The organism is Streptomyces sp. NPDC048442 (genome assembly GCF_040651475.1).
In the GTDB taxonomy this organism is placed as follows: Bacteria; Actinomycetota; Actinomycetes; order Streptomycetales; family Streptomycetaceae; genus Streptomyces.
Genome location: NZ_JBEZKB010000001.1, coordinates 324,738 through 344,514 on the forward strand (window position 1 = coordinate 324,738; position 19,777 = coordinate 344,514).

16 protein-coding genes and 2 tRNA genes are annotated in these 19,777 nt (G+C 69.0%); 7 read left to right on the top strand and 11 right to left on the bottom strand.

What is annotated here, in order from left to right; all coding sequences use genetic code 11:
• Window positions 1–70: 70 nt before the first annotated feature.
• The 5 genes from clpX to AB0D18_RS01535 form a co-directional block, all read right to left on the bottom strand.
• On the bottom strand, window positions 71–1,369 hold the full coding sequence (gene clpX, locus AB0D18_RS01515; protein ID WP_362412101.1) for an ATP-dependent Clp protease ATP-binding subunit ClpX: 1,299 nt from the start codon (window positions 1,367–1,369) through the stop codon (window positions 71–73).
• Window positions 1,370–1,563: 194 nt separating this feature from the next.
• On the bottom strand, window positions 1,564–2,241 hold the full coding sequence (locus AB0D18_RS01520) for an ATP-dependent Clp protease proteolytic subunit (protein ID WP_362410905.1): 678 nt from the start codon (window positions 2,239–2,241) through the stop codon (window positions 1,564–1,566).
• A 49-nt stretch (window positions 2,242–2,290) separates the two neighbouring features.
• Complete coding sequence (locus AB0D18_RS01525; protein ID WP_362410908.1) at window positions 2,291–2,908, bottom strand: ATP-dependent Clp protease proteolytic subunit; 618 nt, start codon at window positions 2,906–2,908, stop codon at window positions 2,291–2,293.
• Between the two features lie 341 nt (window positions 2,909–3,249).
• The gene (tig, locus tag AB0D18_RS01530; RefSeq protein ID WP_362410911.1) at window positions 3,250–4,662 is read right to left on the bottom strand and encodes a trigger factor; all 1,413 of its coding nucleotides are present in this window, start codon (window positions 4,660–4,662) and stop codon (window positions 3,250–3,252) included.
• A 182-nt stretch (window positions 4,663–4,844) separates the two neighbouring features.
• Window positions 4,845–4,921, bottom strand: a tRNA-Pro gene (locus tag AB0D18_RS01535).
• A gap of 144 nt (window positions 4,922–5,065) precedes the next feature.
• On the opposite strand from AB0D18_RS01535, the gene AB0D18_RS01540 reads away from it, so the two are divergent.
• Window positions 5,066–5,136, top strand: a tRNA-Gly gene (locus tag AB0D18_RS01540).
• 94 nt (window positions 5,137–5,230) lie between these two features.
• Here AB0D18_RS01540 and AB0D18_RS01545 read toward each other — a convergent pair.
• Window positions 5,231–5,425, bottom strand: a complete 195-nt coding sequence (locus tag AB0D18_RS01545; protein ID WP_362410914.1) for a hypothetical protein — start codon at window positions 5,423–5,425, stop codon at window positions 5,231–5,233.
• 293 nt (window positions 5,426–5,718) lie between these two features.
• Here AB0D18_RS01545 and AB0D18_RS01550 point away from each other — a divergent pair, with 293 nt between their 5' ends.
• Together AB0D18_RS01550 and AB0D18_RS01555 are read left to right on the top strand one after the other, a co-directional pair.
• Window positions 5,719–6,831 carry an acyltransferase family protein gene (locus tag AB0D18_RS01550; RefSeq protein WP_362410917.1) on the top strand — a complete coding sequence of 371 codons (1,113 nt, stop codon included), beginning with the start codon at window positions 5,719–5,721 and terminating at the stop codon, window positions 6,829–6,831.
• A gap of 165 nt (window positions 6,832–6,996) precedes the next feature.
• Window positions 6,997–8,190: a cation:proton antiporter gene (locus tag AB0D18_RS01555; protein ID WP_362410920.1), complete on the top strand. Its 1,194-nt coding sequence runs from the start codon at window positions 6,997–6,999 to the stop codon at window positions 8,188–8,190.
• Between the two features lie 163 nt (window positions 8,191–8,353).
• Here AB0D18_RS01555 and AB0D18_RS01560 read toward each other — a convergent pair whose 3' ends face one another.
• The gene (locus AB0D18_RS01560; RefSeq protein WP_362410923.1) at window positions 8,354–9,484 is read right to left on the bottom strand and encodes a PP2C family protein-serine/threonine phosphatase; all 1,131 of its coding nucleotides are present in this window, start codon (window positions 9,482–9,484) and stop codon (window positions 8,354–8,356) included.
• 118 nt (window positions 9,485–9,602) lie between these two features.
• Between AB0D18_RS01560 and AB0D18_RS01565 the strand changes: the two genes are divergently transcribed.
• A complete protein-coding gene (locus tag AB0D18_RS01565) occupies window positions 9,603–10,850 on the top strand; it encodes a GNAT family N-acetyltransferase (RefSeq protein WP_362410926.1) in 1,248 nt (415 codons plus the stop codon).
• 56 nt (window positions 10,851–10,906) lie between these two features.
• Here AB0D18_RS01565 and AB0D18_RS01570 read toward each other — a convergent pair whose 3' ends face one another.
• Together AB0D18_RS01570 and AB0D18_RS01575 are read right to left on the bottom strand one after the other, a co-directional pair.
• The gene (locus AB0D18_RS01570; RefSeq protein ID WP_362410928.1) at window positions 10,907–11,749 is read right to left on the bottom strand and encodes a DNA-formamidopyrimidine glycosylase family protein; all 843 of its coding nucleotides are present in this window, start codon (window positions 11,747–11,749) and stop codon (window positions 10,907–10,909) included.
• A 181-nt stretch (window positions 11,750–11,930) separates the two neighbouring features.
• A complete protein-coding gene (locus AB0D18_RS01575) occupies window positions 11,931–12,419 on the bottom strand; it encodes a ribose-5-phosphate isomerase (RefSeq protein WP_362410931.1) in 489 nt (162 codons plus the stop codon).
• 365 nt (window positions 12,420–12,784) lie between these two features.
• On the opposite strand from AB0D18_RS01575, the gene AB0D18_RS01580 reads away from it, so the two are divergent.
• Window positions 12,785–14,212 (top strand): amino acid permease, encoded by a 1,428-nt coding sequence (locus AB0D18_RS01580; RefSeq protein ID WP_362412104.1) that lies wholly within the window; start codon window positions 12,785–12,787, stop codon window positions 14,210–14,212.
• Here the strand turns inward: AB0D18_RS01580 and AB0D18_RS01585 are convergent.
• On the bottom strand, window positions 14,176–16,467 hold the full coding sequence (locus AB0D18_RS01585) for a protein kinase (RefSeq protein WP_362410934.1): 2,292 nt from the start codon (window positions 16,465–16,467) through the stop codon (window positions 14,176–14,178). The two genes, AB0D18_RS01580 and AB0D18_RS01585, sit on opposite strands and share 37 nt — an antisense overlap.
• Window positions 16,468–16,557: 90 nt before the next feature.
• Here AB0D18_RS01585 and AB0D18_RS01590 point away from each other — a divergent pair, with 90 nt between their 5' ends.
• Window positions 16,558–17,331: an LPXTG cell wall anchor domain-containing protein gene (locus AB0D18_RS01590; protein WP_362410937.1), complete on the top strand. Its 774-nt coding sequence runs from the start codon at window positions 16,558–16,560 to the stop codon at window positions 17,329–17,331.
• Between the two features lie 136 nt (window positions 17,332–17,467).
• Here the strand turns inward: AB0D18_RS01590 and AB0D18_RS01595 are convergent, their stop codons facing one another.
• On the bottom strand, window positions 17,468–18,052 hold the full coding sequence (locus AB0D18_RS01595) for a biotin transporter BioY (protein WP_362410940.1): 585 nt from the start codon (window positions 18,050–18,052) through the stop codon (window positions 17,468–17,470).
• 275 nt (window positions 18,053–18,327) lie between these two features.
• Between AB0D18_RS01595 and AB0D18_RS01600 the strand changes: the two genes are divergently transcribed.
• Complete coding sequence (locus AB0D18_RS01600) at window positions 18,328–19,716, top strand: amino acid permease (RefSeq protein ID WP_362410943.1); 1,389 nt, start codon at window positions 18,328–18,330, stop codon at window positions 19,714–19,716.
• Window positions 19,717–19,777: the final 61 nt, after the last annotated feature.

Genomic DNA, 19,777 nt, shown 5'->3' on the forward strand with positions numbered 1-19,777 from the left:
CGGTCGACAACGAGGAGGGCCCGCCCGGTGTGAACCGGGCGGGCCCTCCTCGTACGTGCACCAAGAACCGCTACGCCGACTTCTCGTGCCGTCCGCCGTCGCTCTTGCCGATGATGCGCGGCTCGCGCGGCACCAGGGTCGGGTTGACGTTGGACTGGACGACCTCCTCGGTGATGACAACCCGTGCGACGTCCTTGCGGGACGGCACCTCGTACATCACCGACTGGAGGACCTCCTCCATGATGGCCCGCAGGCCACGCGCGCCGGTGCCGCGCAGGATCGCCTGGTCGGCGATGGCCTCCAGCGCCGGAAGGTCGAAGTCCAGCTCGACGCCGTCGAGTTCGAAGAGGCGCTGGTACTGCTTGACCAGTGCGTTGCGCGGCTCGACGAGGATCTTGAGGAGCGCCTCGCGGTCCAGGTTGTGGACCGAAGTGATCACCGGCAGACGGCCGATGAATTCCGGGATCATCCCGAACTTGACCAGGTCCTCCGGCATGATCTCCGAGAACTGGTCGCTCGCCTGGATCTCCCGCTTGGAGCGGATCGTCGCGCCGAAGCCGATGCCCTTGGCGCCGGCCCGCGACTCGATGATCTTCTCCAGGCCGGAGAACGCGCCGCCCACGATGAACAGCACGTTCGTCGTGTCGATCTGGATGAACTCCTGGTGCGGGTGCTTGCGCCCGCCCTGCGGAGGTACGGAGGCCGTTGTGCCCTCAAGGATCTTGAGGAGCGCCTGCTGGACGCCCTCGCCGCTCACATCGCGCGTGATCGACGGGTTCTCGCTCTTCCGCGCGACCTTGTCGATCTCGTCGATGTAGATGATCCCGGTTTCGGCCTTCTTGACGTCGTAGTCAGCGGCCTGGATCAGCTTCAGGAGGATGTTCTCGACGTCCTCGCCGACATAGCCCGCTTCCGTCAGCGCCGTGGCGTCGGCGATGGCGAACGGCACGTTCAGCATCCGGGCGAGGGTCTGCGCGAGCAGCGTCTTGCCGGAGCCGGTCGGGCCGAGCAGCAGGATGTTGGACTTGGCGAGCTCGATCGCGTCCTCGCGGCTCGCACCGCCGCCGTTCTCACCGGCCTGGACGCGCTTGTAGTGGTTGTAGACCGCCACCGAGAGGGCCTTCTTCGCGGGCTCCTGCCCGACGACGTACCCCTCGAGGAACTCGTAGATCTCGCGAGGCTTGGGAAGTTCCTCCCAGCGGACCTCGCTCGTCTCGGCGAGCTCCTCCTCGATGATCTCGTTGCAGAGATCGATGCACTCGTCGCAGATGTACACACCGGGACCTGCGATGAGCTTCTTCACCTGCTTCTGGCTCTTTCCGCAGAACGAGCACTTCAGCAGGTCTCCGCCGTCACCGATGCGTGCCACGAGGTGAATCCCCTTCGCCTGGGAAGCCGCCTGGTACAGCGGCTCCTGGTGCCTCAATCTTCGACGGTACCTTGCCCGACCCCCCGTTCGGGCCCCCCTTGGCACGGTTCACGATGACGTGCACCGTGCCAAGGGGTGGGCAGGACCCGTTACTTCGCCCGGCCGATGACTCCGCCGAGGGCCCGGCCGGAGCTTCAGGCCGCAGCCGAGGCCGTGGTCTTGCGGGTCGAGACGATCTGGTCGACCAGGCCGTACGCCAAGGCGTCGTCGGCCGTGAGGATCTTGTCGCGCTCGATGTCGTCGCGGATCTTCTCGATCGGCGTGGTGGAGTGCTTCGCGAGCAGCTCCTCCAGCTGGGTCCGCATCCGCAGGATCTCGTTGGCCGCGATCTCCAGGTCGGAGAGCTGCTCGCGGCCGGTCTGCGAGGACGGCTGGTGGATCAGCACGCGGGCGTTCGGAAGCGCCATGCGCTTGCCCGGCGTACCGGCGGCGAGCAGGACGGCGGCGGCCGAGGCCGCCTGGCCCATGCAGACCGTCTGGATGTCGGGCTTCACGAACTGCATCGTGTCGTAGATCGCGGTGAGCGCCGTGAAGGAGCCGCCGGGCGAGTTGATGTAGATCGAGATGTCGCGGTCGGGGTCCATCGACTCCAGGCACAGCAGCTGCGCCATGACGTCGTTGGCGGACGCGTCGTCGATCTGCACGCCGAGGAAGATCACGCGCTCCTCGAAGAGCTTCGCGTACGGGTCGTACTCACGGACGCCCTGCGAGGTGCGCTCGACGAAGCGCGGCACGATGTAGCGGTTGTCCACCTGCGGGCCGGTGTAGAGGCCGTTGGGGGCGGAGAAGTTGCTCATGTGGGTGTTCACCATCCTGGTGGCGTTCTGGGGTGGAAGTTGCGGAGCGGTTGGGGCGCGGGGATCAGGCCCCGGTGCCGCCGCCGCCCGGAACGCCCGAAGCAGCGGTGATGATCTCGTCGATGAGGCCGTAGTCCTTGGCCTCCTCGGCGGTGTACCAGCGGTCGCGGTCGCCGTCGCGGATGATCGCCTCGACGGTCTGACCGGAGTGCAGGGCGGTGATCTCCGCCATGCGCTTCTTGGTACGCAGCAGGTACTCGGCCTGGATCTTGATGTCCGACGCCGTACCGCCGATGCCCGCGGAGCCCTGGTGCATCAGGATGTCCGTGTGCGGAAGTGCGAAGCGCTTGCCCGCGGTGCCGCCGGTCAGCAGGAACTGGCCCATGGAGGCCGCCATTCCCATGCCGATGGTGACGACGTCGTTCGGGATGTACTGCATGGTGTCGTAGACGGCCATGCCGGCCGAGACCGAGCCACCGGGGCTGTTGATGTAGAGGTAGATGTCCTTCTCCGGCTCGGCGGCCAGGAGGAGGAGCTGCGCCGTGATCTTGTTGGCAATGTCGTCGTCGACCTGCTGGCCGAGGAAGATGATGCGCTCACCAAGCAGTCGGCTGTAGACCTGGTCGCCGAGGCCTCCACCGAGGAGCTGCTCGCCGGCGGCGTAGGGCATCAGATTCGTCACGTATTCCACCTGCTCGTCTCTGACGGCTCCGGCCGTCTCAGCGTCTTTGTACGGGGGGTCGGGTATCCCACCCAACCCGCCTACTCATGGACCCTAACGCGCAGGTAGGACAACGCCATCCCGCTTCCGGAACTGTTCGCTGGGAGCGCAAGGTCGTGGGATCAGGTGTGCGGGCCCGTCGTACGGGGCGAGGGGGCCTGCCGGGCGGTGAGGCGACGGGTACCTGCCGGGGGGGGAAGGCGACGGATGCCTGCCGGGGGGACGGCGACGGGCCCGGACGCAAGTCTGCGTCCGGGCCCGTCGTCGTGACTGGCGGTGCTGTGCTCAGGGGCTGCCGGGGCCTACTTGGCCTCGGCGGCGTCCTTCACGTCGGTCTCGCCCTCGGCGGCCTCGACGGCGTCGGCCGTCTCGGCAGCCTCGACCGTCTCAGCAGCCTCGTCTTCGTCATCGTCGAGCTCGACGAGCTCACCGTTCGTGTCCTTGACCGTGACGGCCTCGACGACGACGGCGAGCGCCTTGCCGCGCGCGACCTCACCGACGAGCATCGGGACCTGGCCGCCTTCGACGACGGCCTTGGCGAACTCGTCGGGGGACATGCCGGAGGACTGCGCGCGACGCATGAGGTGCTCGGTGAGCTCCTCCTGGTTCACGTTCAGCTTCTCCTTGTTGACCAGTTCGTCGAGGATGAACTGGGTCTTGATGCCCTTGATCGCCTGCTCGGCGGTCTCGGCGTCGAACTCTTCCTCGGTCTTGCCCTGGATCTCCAGGTACTTCGCGAGGTCGATGCCCATCTGACCGAGCTGGTGGTGCTCCAGGTTGTGCTTGCGGGTCTTGACCTCGTCCGCGAGGAGGTTCTCGGGGATCGGGACCTCGACGAGCTCGATGAGCTTGTCGAGCACGCGCTCCTGGGCCTGGGTGGCCTGGTCGTACTGCTTCATGTTCTCAAGGCGCTTGCGGCTGTCGGCCGTCAGCTCCTCCAGCGTGTCGAACTCGCTCGCCATCTGGGCGAACTCGTCGTCCAGCTCGGGGAGTTCACGGGCGGCGACGGCGGACACCTTCACGGTGACCTCCGCGTCCTTGCCCTCGGCGGAGCCGCCCTTGAGCTGGGAGGTGAAGGTGGCCTCGCCACCGGCCTCCAGGCCCTTGACGGCCTCGTCGATGCCTTCGAGGAGCTCGCCGGAGCCGATGGTGTACGAAACACCCTCGGCCACGCCGTCCTCCAGGACCTCGCCGTCGACCTTGGCCTCAAGGTCGATCGTGACGACGTCGCCGTCTTCGGCGGCGCGCTCCACCGGGTTGGTGGAGGCGAAGCGACCACGCAGGTCCTCGACAGCCTTCGCGACGTCCTCGTCGGAGACGGTGACGGCGTCGACCTCGACCTCGATGCCGGAGTAGTCCGGGATCTCGATCGACGGGCGGATGTCGACCTCGGCGGTGAAGGACAGCAGTTCGCCGTCCTTCAGCTCCGTGATGTCCACCTCGGGCTGACCCAGCGGGTTCAGCTCACCCTCGTTGACGGCCTCGGTGTAGAACTTCGGGAGGGCGTCGTTGACGGCCTCCTCCAGAACAGCGCCACGGCCGAACCGCTGGTCGATGACTCGGTTCGGGATCTTCCCCTTGCGGAAGCCCTTCACCGTGACCTGCTGGTTGATCTTCTTGTACGCCGCGTCGAGGCTGTCCTTGAGCTCCTCGAAGGGCACCTCAATGCTGAGCCGAACCCGGGTCGGGTTCAGGGTCTCCACGGCGCTCTTCACGGTTCGGTCTCCTTGGTGGCTGACTTCTTGGGTTCTGCCGAACCGCTCAGTTGGGCGGTCCTGCTGATCGAGCCCGGTATCAGACACACGGGCACGCAGCTTGCATAGTAACGGCAAGCGGACGTGCTCCCACAATGCGATCTTGTGGGGGGACCTGTGGCAAGGATGAAGAGGGATTCTGCTGGTCGGGGTGGCCGGATTCGAACCGACGACCTTCCGCTCCCAAAGCGGACGCGCTACCAAGCTGCGCCACACCCCGTCGGTGCGACACGTAGGGTACATGCCCGCGGGTACCGCGTCGGCCGCTTTACCGGCTCATGGGAACGGGGTGTGCGTCGACGCACCTGGACCCGCTACGATGCTCTCCGTACCGCGGTCGCTCCGGCGTCCCTGCGGTGCGTGTGCGGGCGTAGCTCAATGGTAGAGCCCTAGTCTTCCAAACTAGCTACGCGGGTTCGATTCCCGTCGCCCGCTCTGCAACGGCCTCCGGCCCGGTGAGTTCGCTCGCCGGGCCGGAGGTTTTTTGTCTGTTCCTCGGAAACTTCGGAAACTTCTTCAGGATTGTTCCTCAGAACTTGATGTTGTTGAGGGTGCTGGCAAGGGAGTTGAGGAACCGTTGTATGTCGTCCGCCATGCCGGTGGAGGCAAGGAAGAACCCGAAGAGCACCGCTACGACAGCGGGTCCCGCTTTGAGCGAGCCGCCTCGTATCAACACCACGAGGACGACTGCCAACAGCAACACCACTGACAGTGAAATGGCCACAACTGATCACACCCTTGGTCGGTCCGCCTTGCCGGCCCGGGGACACACGGCCCAGTGCTTCCCCCGCTAGGCCATCGTGCCACCAACACCCCATCACTGACTGCCGGGTGACGCACTGTTGATGGCCCTCGTTGGCCGGATCGCGACGTGATCTTGGCTGTTGTGCACCTGCTCGTACGCTGCGAAGTCGCCGCGGGGGCGTCGCGGAGGCAGTGCGCGTATGCCGCGGCGGCACGCGACGGCCGTACAGCGATGCGTGACGGATCGTCGTGGGCGCCACTAGGGTGCCTCAAATGCTCCAGTCTCCCCAGACGCAACAGAGGGCCCCGCTGCCTCCGCTGACGGAACCGGTACCGGCACTACGGCCCGCCCCTTCCTCGGCGAAGACCCCTGTGCCCGCACCGGGCAAGGAGAGACGGGACGCCTACTTCGACAATGCGAAGTACCTGGCGATCGTGCTCGTCGCCGTGGGGCACTCGTGGCCGCTGGTGCTCTCCGGGAGCCGGGCGACCGAAACGCTGTATGTGCTCGTGTATGTCTTCCACATGCCGGCCTTCATTTTGATCTCCGGCTATTTCTCGCGGTCCTTCGGCATGCGTCCGCACAAGCTGATGCGGCTCGTGTCGAGCGTAGTGGTGCCGTACGTGGTCTTCCAGACGGCGTACGCGTTGTTCTTCGGGTTCATGGAGGACGGGCCGGTGTCGCCGCGGCTGCTGTCGCCGTGGTTCCTGATGTGGTTCCTGATGGCGCTGTTCGTGTGGCGGCTGCTGACTCCGCTGTTCATGGCCGTCCGGTGGCCGGTGCAGATCTCGCTGGTGATCGCGACCGCTGCGGCGGTGACACCGGGCATGAGCGAGCAGTTGTCGGTGCAGCGGGTGCTGCAGTTCCTGCCGTTCTTCGTGCTGGGGCTGCGGCTGCGGCCCCAGCACTTCCGGCTGGTGCAGCGGTGGTCGGTGCGGTGGGCGGCGATTCCGGTGTTCGCGGCTTCGGCGGCGTTCCTGTACTGGGCGGTGCCGTATACGCAACTGGACTGGGTGTACCGCAATCACAGCGTGCAGGAGCTGGACCAGCCGTGGTGGCTGGGGGTGCTGATGACGTACGCGATGTTCGGTGCGGCGCTGATGCTGACGGCCTGCTTCCTGGCGTGGGTGCCCCGGCGGCGGATGTGGTTCACGGCACTGGGCTCGGGCACGATCTGCGGGTACCTGCTGCACGGCTTCGTGATCAAGTACGCGGATTACGCGCATTGGGCGGAGCGGTACCACCTGGGCACTCCGCTGGGGCGGATCGTGGTCACGCTGGCCGCGGTGGCCCTGGTGACGGTGCTGTGCACGCCGCCGGTGCGGCGGGCGCTGCGGGTGGTGACGGAGCCGGATCTGTCGTGGGCGTTCCGGAAGGGTTCGTAGACGCGTCCACGGGTGCATGGGGCAGGGACCGCTTGCGACGTAAAAGGTTCGGTAAACTAATTACTGACGGTTTCTTGACGCCGTCTTGACCAGTTTGCCTTCGTGCGCAGTGCCCCACCACACAGGAGGAGCGGCCCCATCGGACACGCAGACACACTCATCGCCATGGGCGGTGCCTTTCTCGCCGCCGCCGTACTCGCCCGTCTCGGAGGCCGGATCGGCCTGCCGACCATTCCGCTGTTCATCCTGGCCGGGATCCTGCTCGGCCCGCACACCCCCGGCTGGGTGCTGCTGAAGGACCCGCACGACCTGGAGATGCTCTCCGCGCTCGGCCTGGTCCTGTTGCTCTTCTACCTCGGTCTTGAATTCCATCTCGACGACCTCAAAGAGGGCGGGCGCAAGATGGCGCTCGCCGGCGGCGCGTATCTCGCGCTGAACGTCGGCGCGGGTCTCGGCTTCGGCTTCGCGCTCGGCTGGGGCACCTCCGAGGCGCTGGTGCTGGCCGGTGTGCTCGGCATCTCCTCGTCCGCGATCGTCACCAAGGTGCTGGTGGACCTGGGGCGGATCGGGAACGGCGAGACCAAGCCGATCCTCGGCATCATCGTCGTCGAGGACATCTTTCTCGCCCTGTACCTGGCCGCGCTGCAGCCCATCCTGTCCGGCGCGGACAGCCTCGCCGCGGCGTCCGTCGACGCGGGCAAGGCGTTCGGGTTCCTGCTGCTGCTCGCCCTGGTCGCCCGCTTCGGTACGAAGGTCATCGGCAGGCTCATCGGCACCGAGGACAACGAGCTGCTCGTCATCTCCTTCCTCGGTGCGGCCGTCTTCGTGGCGGGCGTCTCCGAGTGGTTCGGAGTGGCGGACGCGATCGGTGCGTTCATGGTCGGTCTGATGCTCGGCAGCACGTCGTCGGGGCCGCGCATCATGAAGCTGGTGCATCCGCTGCGGGACGCGTTCGGTGCGATCTTCTTCTTCGCGTTCGGGCTGTCCATCGACCCCGGTGATCTGCCCGTGGTGCTGTGGCCCGTACTGGCAGCCGTCGCGGTGACGCTGGTGATGAACGTGATCGCGGGCGTGAGTGCCGCGAGGATCTACGGGTTCGGGGCGCAGCCCGCCGCGAACATCGCCACCACGCTGCTCGCCCGCGGCGAGTTCGCGCTGATCCTCGCGACGATGGCGGCGGGGGCCGGGCTCGACGAGCGGCTTTCGCCGTTCATCGCCGGGTACGTACTGCTGCTGGCCGTGCTGGGGCCGCTGGCCGCCGGTCAGTCGCACTGGCTGGCACGGATCCTGCCGGGCCGGGACAAGGACCTGCCGCCGGGACGCGCGGCGCTGGAGAAGGAGCCGTCTGCCGCGCGCTGAGCGGCTGCCGTACCTGTCGCGTCCGCCGTCGCCGCTGTGTCGCGCGCCGTCGCCGCTGTGCCACGTCCGTTGTTGCCGCTGTGCCACGTCCGTTGTTGCCGCTGTGTCGCGCGCGCCGTCGCCTCTATGAGGTGGCGGCGGGCGCTGTCGTTGCGGAAGGCGGTCAGTTGCGGCAGAGCAGCAGCAGGGCTCGGTCGTCGTTGACGTCCTTGGCGACGGCTTCGATGAGGTGCCAGGCGGCGCCCTCGAAGCCCGCCGCGACGTAGCGGTCGGCCTCGCCCGTGAGCCGGTCGACGCCCTCGCTGATGTCGCGTCCCGGCGCCTCCACCAGGCCGTCCGTGAAGAGCATCAGCACGTCGCCGGGGGCCAGTACGCCCTTGCCCGGGTCGAACTCGGCGCCGTCGTAGACACCGAGGAGGGGGCCCTCGCCGGACTTCTCCTCCCAGCGACCGCTGCCCGCGTGCAGCTGGAGGGCGGGCAGGTGGCCCGCCGAGAGGAGTTCGTACTCGCCGGTCTCCAGGTCCAGGACCAGGTGGATGGAGGTGGCGAAGCCCTCGTCCCAGTCCTGCCGGAGCAGATAGCCGTTGGCGGCGGGCAGGAAGTCGTGCGGCGGGAGGGAGCCGAGGAGGCCGCCGAAGGCGCCGGACAGCAGCAGGGCGCGGGAGCCCGCGTCCATGCCCTTGCCGGAGACGTCGGTGAGGACGACTTCGAGGGTGCGCCCGCCATTCGTACGGGCGGCCACGACGAAGTCGCCGGAGAAGGACTGGCCGCCGGCCGGGCGCAGCGCCATCTCGCGGTGCCAGCCCTTGGGGAGGGCGGGGAGCGCGCTCTGCACCCGGATGCGTTCGCGCAGGTCGAAGAGCATGGTGCCGCCGCGTCTCCACGGCACTCCGACCCGGGCCCTGAACTGGGCGATGACCAGCCCGAAGAAGCCGCAGGCGGCGACGGTGAGGACGGTGCCGGGAGTGACGCGGGCCGGGCCCTGGGTGTACGGGCCGAGCACGACGGACTCGATGATCAGTGCCGTCGCTGCGGCCGCGTACAGGCCCAGCAGGCTGGCCGGGCGGAGCAGCAGGCCGCCCGCGACGATCGGCAGCACCAGCATCGAGGGGGCGATCCACACGGGCGTCACGATCGTGCCGAAGGTGATGGCCGGGACGGTGAGGAGGAGGGCGGCGAGGGCGATCCAGTCGGAGCCGTCGCCGCGGAAGTAGTCGACCCCGGACCGGCGCAGCCCGTTGCGCACCCGGTGCGCGGACTTGCGCCACCGGGCGGTGTACGAATCGACTCTCACGGCGCCGCCCATTGCCGTGGACCTTATCCACCCGCGCGGCTCCTCCGCAGGGGGACCCCCATGACATTGCGTTCGAAATGAGTGGCTTGTCATGGGGGGCCGCTGGTAGGCATGGCATATGACTACGGAACTGCGGGTACTGACTCCGGCCGAGTGGGACACCTGGTACGCGACGCTGGAGCGGGCCTTCGGCGGGGTCGAGGAGTCGGCACAGGAGCGCGCTCTGTGGCGCGATCTGACCGAGTTCGACCGTTCGGTGGGTGTGTGGGACGGCGGGGCGTGCGTCGGGACGGCGGGGGCGTTCAGCTTCCGGATGACGGTGCCGGGCGGGGCGTCGCTGGCCGTGGCGGGCGTGACCATGGTCGGTGTGGCGGCGACGCACCGGCGCCGCGGCGTGCTGACGTCGATGATGCGGCAGCAGCTGGACGACGTACGGGCGCGCGGCGAGGCGGTCGCGGTCCTCACGGCGTCGGAGCCGGTGATCTACGGCCGGTTCGGCTACGGGGTCGGGACGTTCGAGCTGCGGGCCTCGATCGACACCGCGCGGGTGCGGATCGCGGTACCCGAGGGTACGGACGACGTACGACTGCGGTACGCGCCGGTGGCCGACGAGGCCGTACGGAACACGTGCGAGGAGATCTACGCGCAGGCGGTTGCCGGGCGGCCGGGGATGCTCGCCCGGCAGCCCGGCTGGGAGCGGGTTCCGCTGCTGGACCCGGAGAAGGACCGCGAGGGGGCGTCGGCGCTGCAGTGTGTGCTCGCGTCGGACGCCGACGGCACGGTCCTGGGCTTCGCGCGGTTCCGGGTGAAGCCCGAGTGGAGTGCGGCGGGTGCGGACGGGGTGGTGGTCCTGGAGGACCTGGAGGCGGTCGGTCCGCGGGCCCCGCAGGCGTACGCGGCACTGTGGCGCTTCCTCTTCGGCATCGACCTGACGTCGAAACTGACGGCACACAACCGGCCGTCCGACGACGCGTGGCTGCATCTGGTGTCCGACACACGGCGCAGCGCGGTGACACTGCGGGACTCGATGCACGTACGGCTGGTGGACGTGGGTGCGGCGCTGGAGGCGCGTACCTACCGGGCGCCGGTGGACGTGGTGTTCGAGGTGCAGGACGCCTTCTGCCCGTGGAACGAGGGGCGGTGGCGGCTGACCGGTGACGCGAAGGGCGCGGTGTGCGTGCGGACCGCGGATCCGGCCGATGTCGCCCTGTCCGTACGGGAGTTGGGGGCGGCCTACCTGGGCGGCGTGCCGCTGGCCGGGCTCGCGGCGGCCGGGCGGGTGCGGGAGCTGCGCGAGGGGGCGGTGGCGGAGGCTTCGGTGGCGTTCGGGTCGGACGTGGCGCCGTGGCTGGCGCACGGGTTCTGAGCGGTCGGGGCTTGCGGGTGCCTTGTGGGTGCTGAGCGGTCGGGACTTCTGAGCGGTCAGGGCTTCTGGCAGGTGGGGCACCAGAAGAGGTTGCGGGCGGCGTGGTCGGCGGTGCGGATCTCGCTGCCGCAGAGGTGGCAGGGCATCGTGGCGCGGCGGTAGACGTACACCTCGCCGCCGTGGTCGTCCTTGCGGGGCGGGCGGCCCATGGCCTCGGGGGTGTGCTCGGGGCGGACGGTGTCGATCCGGTTGAGCCGGACGCCTTCGTGCATGAGGGCGACGAGGTCGTGCCAGATCGCGTCCCACTGGGCGCCGGTGAGGTCCCTGCCCGGGGTGTACGGGTCGATGCCGTGCCGGAAGAGGACTTCGGCCCGGTAGACGTTGCCGACGCCGGCGACGACCTTCTGGTCCATCAGGAGCGCGGCGATCGTGGTGCGCGAGGCGCGGATGCGGCGCAGGGCGCGGTCGGGGTCCGCGTCGGCGCGCAGGGGGTCCGGGCCGAGGCGGTCGTGGACGGCCCTCTTCTCGGCGTCGGTGATGAGGGTGCAGGTGGTGGGGCCGCGGAGGTCGGCGTATGCGGTGGGGGTGGCGAGGTGGAGGCGGACGGTGTCGGCCTTGGGGGCGGTTCTGGCCGCCGCGCCGGCCGCTGTCCTGGCCGGTGCGTTCTCGAAGGAGACCTTGCCGAAGAGGCCCAGGTGGATGTGGACCCAGCCGAGGGGGCCGAAGCCGAGGAAGAGGTGCTTGCCGTGGGCCTCGGTGACGGTGAGGGGGTGGGTGTCGAGGAGGGCGGCGGAGTCGGCGAACTTGCCCTGGGGGCTGGTGACTTGCACCGGGGTCCCGGTGGTGAAGCGGGTGGCGTACTCGTGCGCGAGGCGGTGGATGGTGTGGCCTTCGGGCACGGGAACCTCTTCGGGGGGCGGGCTCGGTGGGGCGGGGGCGGGGGCGTGCCGGAGCGAGGGGGCGTGCTCCGCGTGGGGCCCGCCCCCTTGCCCACCCGTCCCGCCCCCGGGGGCGGCCCCGCTGCCCAAGGAGGCTAGGGAGCGGCGGCGTCAGCCGCCCAGGGGGTCAGCCGCCCGGGGGTCAGGCCTGCTGCGGGTGGTGGGGCGGGATGGCCGGGAGGACGCCCGTGGTCTCGTACTCGGAGAGCATTTCGATGCGGCGGGTGTGGCGCGCCTCGTTCGAGTAGGGCGTCGAGAGGAAGATCTCGACGAACTTCACCGCCTCGGCCTCGGTGTGCATGCGCCCACCGATGGAGATGACGTTGGCGTTGTTGTGCTCACGGCCGAGCGCGGCGGTCTGCTCGCTCCAGGCGAGGGCCGCCCGTACGCCCTTGACCTTGTTCGCGGCGATCTGCTCCCCGTTGCCGGAGCCGCCGATCACAATGCCGAGCGAGTCCGGGTCGGCGGCCGTCTTCTCGGCGGCCCGGAGGCAGAACGGCGGGTAGTCGTCCTGGGCGTCGTAGAGGTGGGGACCACAGTCGACGGGCTCGTGGCCGTGGGCCTTGAGCCACTCGACGAGGTGGTTCTTGAGTTCGTATCCGGCATGGTCGGAACCGAGGTACACGCGCATGTGACGAGTGTGGCATGCGCTGCACGGGGTAGGGCGCATCGGGGTAAGGACCTCGGTCCCTCGCGATGCGGGACCTAAGGCCGTACATCCCGGGCATTTGTCCTCGTACAACGATCCGGAATCAAGTCTTCCGGATTGTCCCGGGCTCGGCTTGAATGCGGGGGCTCACAGGACGGCCGGCAGACCGGCCCTCCTGCACCGAGCGTCATGACACTGCGGCCCGACGACGTGCCCGAAGTAACGAATGAGGTTTGTGCATGAGTGCGCACCCGACCCAGACGGAGAAGCCGGACAGAAGCTCCGTGGCCGGCGGCTCCGTCGACAACGGCGGCCTCCAGGCCGGTCTCAAGAACCGCCATCTCTCCATGATCGCGATCGGCGGCGTGATCGGCGCAGGCCTGTTCGTGGGTTCCGGTGCGGGCATCGCCGCCGCCGGGCCCGCGATTCTGCTGTCGTACGCCCTGGTCGGCGCGATGGTGGTCTTCGTGATGCGGATGCTCGGCGAGATGGCTGCCGCACGGCCGTCCTCGGGTTCCTTCTCCGCATACGCGGACCAGGCGCTCGGCCGCTGGGCCGGCTTCTCGATCGGCTGGCTCTACTGGTTCTTCTGGGTCGTGGTGCTCGCCGTCGAGGCGACCGCGGGCGCGAAGATCCTGGAAGGCTGGATACCGGCGGTGCCGCAGTGGGGCTGGGCGCTGATCGTCATGCTCGTGCTGACGGCCACCAACCTCGCTTCCGTCGCCTCGTACGGCGAGTTCGAGTTCTGGTTCGCGGGGATCAAGGTCGTCGCGATCGGCGCGTTCGTGATCATCGGTCTGCTGGCCGTGTTCGGCGTGCTGCCCGGCTCGGACAACCCGGGGGCGGGATTCGCGCATCTCACCGACAGCGGGGGATTCTTCCCCAAGGGGTACGGGGCGATCCTGACCGGTGTCCTGATGGTCGTCTTCTCGTTCATGGGCTCCGAGATCGTCACGCTCGCCGCCGGTGAGTCGGAGGACCCGCAGCGCGCCGTCACCAAGGCCACCAACAGCGTCATCTGGCGCATCGGCATCTTCTACCTCGGCTCGATCTTCGTCGTGGTCACGCTGCTGCCGTGGAACGACAAGTCGATCGTCGCGGACGGCGGTTCGTACGTCGCGGCCCTGAACTCCATCGGCATCCCGCACGCCGGCCAGATCATGAACGTGATCGTGCTGACGGCCGTCCTGTCCTGCCTGAACTCCGGCCTGTACACCGCCTCCCGGATGGCCTTCTCGCTCGGCCAGCGCAAGGACGCTCCGCAGGCCTTCACGAAGGTGAGCAAGCGGGGCGTGCCGCAGATCGCGATCCTGTCGTCGGTCGTCTTCGGCTTCGTCGCCGTGTTCTTCAACTACATGTGGCCGGACACGGTCTTCGAGTTCCTGCTGAACTCCTCGGGCGCGGTCGCGCTCTTCGTCTGGCTGGTCATCTGCTTCACGCAGCTGCGGATGCGCGGCATCATCCTGCGCGAGGACCCGTCCAAGCTGGTCGTGAAGATGTGGCTCTTCCCGTACCTGACCTGGGCGACGATCGCGATGATCTCGTTCGTACTGGTCTACATGCTGACCGACGACGCGGGCCGCACCCAGGTGCTCCTCTCGCTGCTGGTCGCCGCTCTCGTGGTGGGCTTCGCGCTGATCCGCGAGTTCGTACAGAAGCGGAACGGCACGCTTCCCCCGGTGGCCGCCGCGGCCCCGGCGACTGCGGTGGACCTGATCGAGCGGGCGACCCCGGTGGATCAGAGCGGTACGAAGGACTCCGTCACCCGCTCGTAGTTGCGGAAGGCCTCGGCGCGGGCGGGAATCTCGAACCAGACGTTGATCTGGTACGACTTCCCGCCCGCGTTGAAGCCGGTCTGGCGGCCCTGCCGGGGCTTGCCCTCCTGGGTGAAGGTGTACTCCCAGACGACGGCGGGCCGCCCCTGGAACGTCGTCCGCTCCAGCCGGATCTTCCGGTAGTCCTGCACGTCGTGGGACTCCTTCTCGAAGTTCTCCCACTGCGTGAGCAGATCGCCGCCCCGTACGAGCGTGTACGCGGCGGCGATTTCCTGTGTGCCGTCGGGCGAGTGGTAGTGCACGTTCGACGGGCTGCGCGCGCTGCGTGTCCAGCCGGTGGGCGGCACCCACGAGAACCCGATCTCGTTTCGGCTCCCGGGCCTGACCCCGGAGGTGGGCGGCCTGGCGGTACCGGCGACGGTGGGGGCGACGGACGGCTTGCTGGTGCTGCTGCTTGCGCTGCTGTTGTTGCCGCTGCTGTTGTTGTTCTGGCCGGGGTCCTCGCCGCGCCCCAGCAGGACGGCGGTCACCACCGCACCGGCCACGAGGACTGCGGCTCCGGCGGCGACGAGGGCACGGGGGCGGGTACGGGTGCGGGGAAGGGTGCGGCCGGGGGCTGGGCTGATGGGCGGCTCCGGAGCCGGAGCCGGGGGTTCAAGCGGCGGTTCAAGCGGCGGTTCGGGCGCGGGTGCGGGCGCGGGCGCGGGCTCGGGCTCAGGTACGGGCTCGGGTGCGGCCTCAGGCGCAGGTACGGGCTCCACGGGCTCGGGCTCCGGAGCTGTGGCCGGGGCCGGGGCCTGCACGGGCACCGGCGCCGGGCCGGGGGCCAGGGCCGAGGCATCGGGCGAAGGCGCGGGATTCTCCTCGCCAGGCTGCGTGACCGGAGGGACCACGAAAGTGGGCCGACGGGTCCGCGGAACGGCGTCCTCCAAGGTTCCGGGACCGGTGACGGGACCGGTGACGGGTCCGGACGTTCCGCGCGCCGCCTCCACCGTACCGACGCGCGGGTCCGTTCGCGGCCCCGGCCTGCTGCGCCTGAACCGCACGCCTCGCCCACCGGACCGCTGCGGAGCGCCGGTTCCGGTTTCGGGGTCGGCAGCCGCTTCCGGTTTCTGTGCTTGCTCCGGTACCACCGCCCCTGCCGGAACACGTAGTTCCGTGGTCTCCGACCGGCGGGGTCCAGCGCCCTCACCGGACGGTTCGACCCCAGGCCCCTCCGCTCCCGCCAACGGCTCCTGCACCGGCACCGGCACCGGGGACTCCACCCGGGTCGGCTCGTACGGGACCGGCGGCACGGGCCGGGTCCGCTCCTGCACGGGCCCCTCCGGCTCCGACGGCCCCTCCGCCCTCTCGGCCTCCCCCGCCCGCTCCCCCTCCCCCGCCAACAGCTCCGTCAGGGCCGCATGGAGTTCGTCCACGGTCGGACGGGCTTCCGGCTCCTTGGCCAGCAGCGCGGTCAGGATCGGGGCCAGCTCACCCGCCGACGCAGGGAGTTCCGGCTCCTCATAGAGGACCGCGTGCAGCGTGGCCATCGTCGTGGGGCGGGTGAACGGGGATGTGCCGCCCACCGCCGCGCACAGCGTGGCCCCGAGGGACCACAGGTCGGACGGCGCTCCCTGCGGGCGGCCGCCGACCCGCTCCGGCGCCATGTAGTCCGGCGAGCCGACCAGCATCCCGACGATCGTCAGCGCCGTCGTGTTCTGGATCGCGGCGATGCCGAAGTCGGTGAGGACGACACGGTCGTTGCCCCGGCCCAGGAGCACATTGCCCGGCTTGATGTCCCGGTGCAGGACTCCCCGTACGTGCACCTCGCGGAGCGCCGCCGTCACCCCGAGCCCGATCCGGGCCGCCTCCCGCGGCGGCACGGGTCCCTCCCCCACGAGGTGTTGCTCCAGCGAACGGGAATCCACCAGCTCCATCACGATCCACAGCCGATCGCTCTCGTCGGCGACGTCGTAGACCCGCACCACATTCGGGTGGTCTATACGAGCCGTGGCCCGCGCTTCCCGCAAAGTCCTTTCCCGTCGAATTCGGCTGTCCTCTGCATCCAGTCCGTCCATGCGCATTTCTTTTACGGCGACGGCGCGGTCCAAGATCTCGTCATAGGCACGCCACACCCGCCCCATGCCGCCCTGGCCTATCGTCTCTCCCAACCGGTAACGACCGGCGATCAATAACCCCTGCACCCCGCCACTCGTATATCCCGGCATCCCCGTCCTCCTCCTCAGCACCTGCTGCGACCAGGACAGAAGCATTAACTTCCCACCATTGCAGCACAGTTGGACGCAATCTTGTGGTACTCCTGCAAGTACAGCTGATGCTGTTCAGAATAAGGGGGCTGGGAAATGCTCGAAAAGATCGGGAAAGAGATCATCGGGGTACGTGCGGGATCTTGTCTGGCGGTCGCGGCAGCATCTGTTCTTCTTTTGCCGTACGGTGCGTTCGCCGCCGAGCCGACACCCGGCAGCACTCAAGGAGGGTCTCCCGGCCCCGGCGCTCCCGCGGACCTGAAGATCTCGACCGAGCTCCCCGGAAAGATTTCGGTCGACAACAAAACCGGAAAGACAAAAATCACCGCGACAGTGGCGAACAAGGGCAGTAAGGCCACCGGGCAGATCACCATGGCCGTCGTCGGCTTCGACGGCCTGAAGGTCGACGCGGTGAACGGCTGTGTGCCGATCCCGGCCGGCAAGCTCCCGCCGGGCTCCAACAGCGGGTTCGCCTGCATCGTCGCGGACCTCGCTGCGGGCAAGTCCAAGTCGTACGACGTCGACGCGACCTTCGACCTCAAGAAGAAGGGGAAGATCTGCCTGCCGGTGACCGAGGGCACCAGCGAGAAGCTGCTCTGGCAGCAGGGGCCGGTCGACTTCGGCACCTCGAAGCCGACGCCGAACGCGCCGGACACGCCGCTGCTGCTCGGTACGTCGAACGTGCCGTTCGGGCCGGAGTCCCCCTCCCCCGCCTCGCCGGCCCCGAGCACCAGCAAGCCGGGCGGCCTGCCGCGCACCGGCGTCGGCGACGGCGCTCTGCCGCTCGGCATCGCCGGGGCGTTGCTGGTCGGCGCGGGCGGGGTGGGGTTCTGGTGGTCGCGCCGGGAGCGGGGGGCTCGCGAGCACTGAGGCTTCCGCCCGAGGTGTGGTGGGTGCGGGTGCGTGGGGGCTCGTGCCCTTGGGTGACTGCCCCTGCGCCCACGGCAAAAGGGGGCTCCCGGCAAGGTCAAGATGCCGGGAGCCCCCTTGGTACGTACGGAATGGATCAGCCCTTGCGGCCTGCCAGCTTCCAGGCGGCGGGCAGGGCGCCCATCGCCAGTGCCGCCTTCAGTGCGTCGCCGATGAGGAACGGGACGACGCCCGCCGCGAGCGCCGCGCCCAGGCCCATACCCGTCGAGGCCATCAGGTACGGGACGCCGACGGAGTAGATGATCACGGAGCCGACGGCCATGGTGCCCGCGGTCCGCAGCACCGAGCGGTCGCCGCCGCGCCGGGCCAGCGCCCCCACGACGGTGGCGGCCAGCAGCATGCCGATGACGTAACCGAAGGACGCCCCGCCCGCACTCGACGTGCCGTCCTTGAACCACGGCATGCCCGCCACGCCCGCCAGCGCGTACAGCGCCAGCGCCAGGAAGCCGCGGCGCGCGCCGAAGGCGGTGCCGACGAGCAGCGCCGCGAAGGTCTGCCCGGTGACCGGCACCGGAGTGCCCGGGAGGGGCACCACTATCTGGGCCGCGATGCCGGTGAGCGCCGCACCGCCGACGACGAGCGCGATGTCTCGTACGCGGGTGGCAGGCAGCAGGTCGGCAAGGACCGCGCCGGGGCGGGTGGTTACGGCAGCAGTGCTCATCGGGACTCCGCAGGAGAGAAGGAAGGAGAGTGGGGAACAGGGCGACGTTACCCAGGGCTGGTCGCCCGATCACCCTAGAGCGCCGACAAAGCGGAGAACAGGGGCTTGGTGGGGTTCGCACAAAGCGCCTGAGGGCGGGGCCTGGTGACGTGATGCGCGTCACTGGCGGTGGAGAGTAATAGGTACCTTTTGCGCGGAGCAGTCGAACAGGGAGAGACTGTGGAGTCCCGCCAAATTCCACTGATCCTCCGTGGTCCTTCGAGAGTACGAGCGCCATGCAAGACCAGCAGCTCCGCACGCCCGGCCCCGGCGAGAAGGAGCCCCTGTCCGCCGGGCTCAAGCAGCGCCATCTGACCATGCTCGGCCTGGGCGGGGTGATCGGCGCCGGCCTGTTCGTGGGTTCGGGTGCCGGTATTGCCGTGGCCGGTCCCGGCATCGTCCTCTCGTACCTGATCGCGGGCGCCATCGCGATGCTGGTGATGCGGATGCTGGGCGAGATGTCGTCGGCGATCCCGGCGTCGGGTTCGTTCTCGGTGCACGCGGAGCGGGCGCTCGGCCGGTGGGCCGGGTTCAGCGTGGGCTGGCTGTACTGGTTCCTGCTGGTGGTCGTCCTCGCGGTGGAGGCGACGGGCGCGGCGAAGATCGCCAACGGGTGGGTGCCCGGGGTGCCCCAGTGGACCTGGGTGCTGATCTTCATGGTGGTCTTCACTGTCGCCAACCTGGCCGCGGTGAAGAATTTCGGTGAGTTCGAGTTCTGGTTCGCGGCGCTCAAGGTCGGCGCGATCGTGCTCTTCCTGGTACTCGGCCTGCTGGCGGTCTTCGGCGTGCTGCCAGAGACGGACCCCGTCGGGATGGCCCATCTGACCGACGAGGGCGGCTTCCTGCCCCACGGCTGGTCCGGGGTGATCTCGGGTGTCCTCGCGGTGGTCTTCGCGTTCGGCGGCCTGGAGGTCGTCACGATCGCCGCCGCCGAGACCGACGACCCGGCCCGCGCGGTCGGGCGTGCCGTGCGCAGCGCCGTCTTCCGGATCCTGTTCTTCTACGTCGGCTCGATGCTGGTCATCGTGACGCTGCTGCCGTGGAACTCGCTGACCCCGGGCCTCAGTCCCTACGTCGCGGTGCTCGACCGCATCGGCGTCCCGTCGGCCGGCACCCTCATGAACATCGTCGTCTTCGTGGCCCTGCTCTCGGCGCTCAACGCCAACCTCTACGGCTCGTCCCGCATGGTCTTCTCGCTGGCCGAGCGCGGCGAGGCACCCCAGGGGCTGCTGCGGACCAGTGCGGGCGGTGTCCCGCGCCGTGCGGTGCTCGCCTCCGTCGCCTTCGGCTTCGTCTCCGTCGTACTGAACCTGCTCTGGCCCGACACGGTCTTCCTCTACATGCTCAACGCGGTCGGCGCGGTGCTGCTCTTCGTATGGGCGTTGATCGCCGTCTCGCAGCTGAAGCTGCGCCGCCTCATCGAGCGCGAGATGCCGGAGCGCCTCACCCTCAAGATGTGGGCGTTCCCGTATCTGACGTGGGTGGCGCTGGCGGCGATGGGCGTCGTGCTGGTGCTGATGCTCCTCGACGACACGGCCCGGCCGCAGCTGTTGTGGTCGGCGGGTGCGACCGTGGCCGTACTGCTGGTGTCCTGGGTGCGGGAATTGCGCGCGAGGCGTGCCTGAGCGTTCACGATGTGTGAGCGTGGTGTCCGTATAGCGGTCGAGTGTTCCCTCTGAGCGGTGC

Coding starts and splice junctions, on each gene's coding strand:
- AB0D18_RS01580 (WP_362412104.1), top strand. CDS start 12,785: ATGATCGCGATCGGCGGCGTGATCGGCGCAGGCCTGTTCGTGGGTTCC.
- AB0D18_RS01575 (WP_362410931.1), bottom strand. CDS start 12,419: ATGCGCGTGTACCTCGGTTCCGACCATGCCGGATACGAACTCAAGAAC.
- AB0D18_RS01600 (WP_362410943.1), top strand. CDS start 18,328: ATGCAAGACCAGCAGCTCCGCACGCCCGGCCCCGGCGAGAAGGAGCCC.
- AB0D18_RS01585 (WP_362410934.1), bottom strand. CDS start 16,467: ATGCTTCTGTCCTGGTCGCAGCAGGTGCTGAGGAGGAGGACGGGGATG.
- AB0D18_RS01555 (WP_362410920.1), top strand. CDS start 6,997: ATGGGCGGTGCCTTTCTCGCCGCCGCCGTACTCGCCCGTCTCGGAGGC.
- AB0D18_RS01595 (WP_362410940.1), bottom strand. CDS start 18,052: ATGAGCACTGCTGCCGTAACCACCCGCCCCGGCGCGGTCCTTGCCGAC.
- AB0D18_RS01565 (WP_362410926.1), top strand. CDS start 9,603: ATGACTACGGAACTGCGGGTACTGACTCCGGCCGAGTGGGACACCTGG.
- AB0D18_RS01550 (WP_362410917.1), top strand. CDS start 5,719: ATGCTCCAGTCTCCCCAGACGCAACAGAGGGCCCCGCTGCCTCCGCTG.
- AB0D18_RS01590 (WP_362410937.1), top strand. CDS start 16,558: ATGCTCGAAAAGATCGGGAAAGAGATCATCGGGGTACGTGCGGGATCT.
- AB0D18_RS01520 (WP_362410905.1), bottom strand. CDS start 2,241: ATGGTGAACACCCACATGAGCAACTTCTCCGCCCCCAACGGCCTCTAC.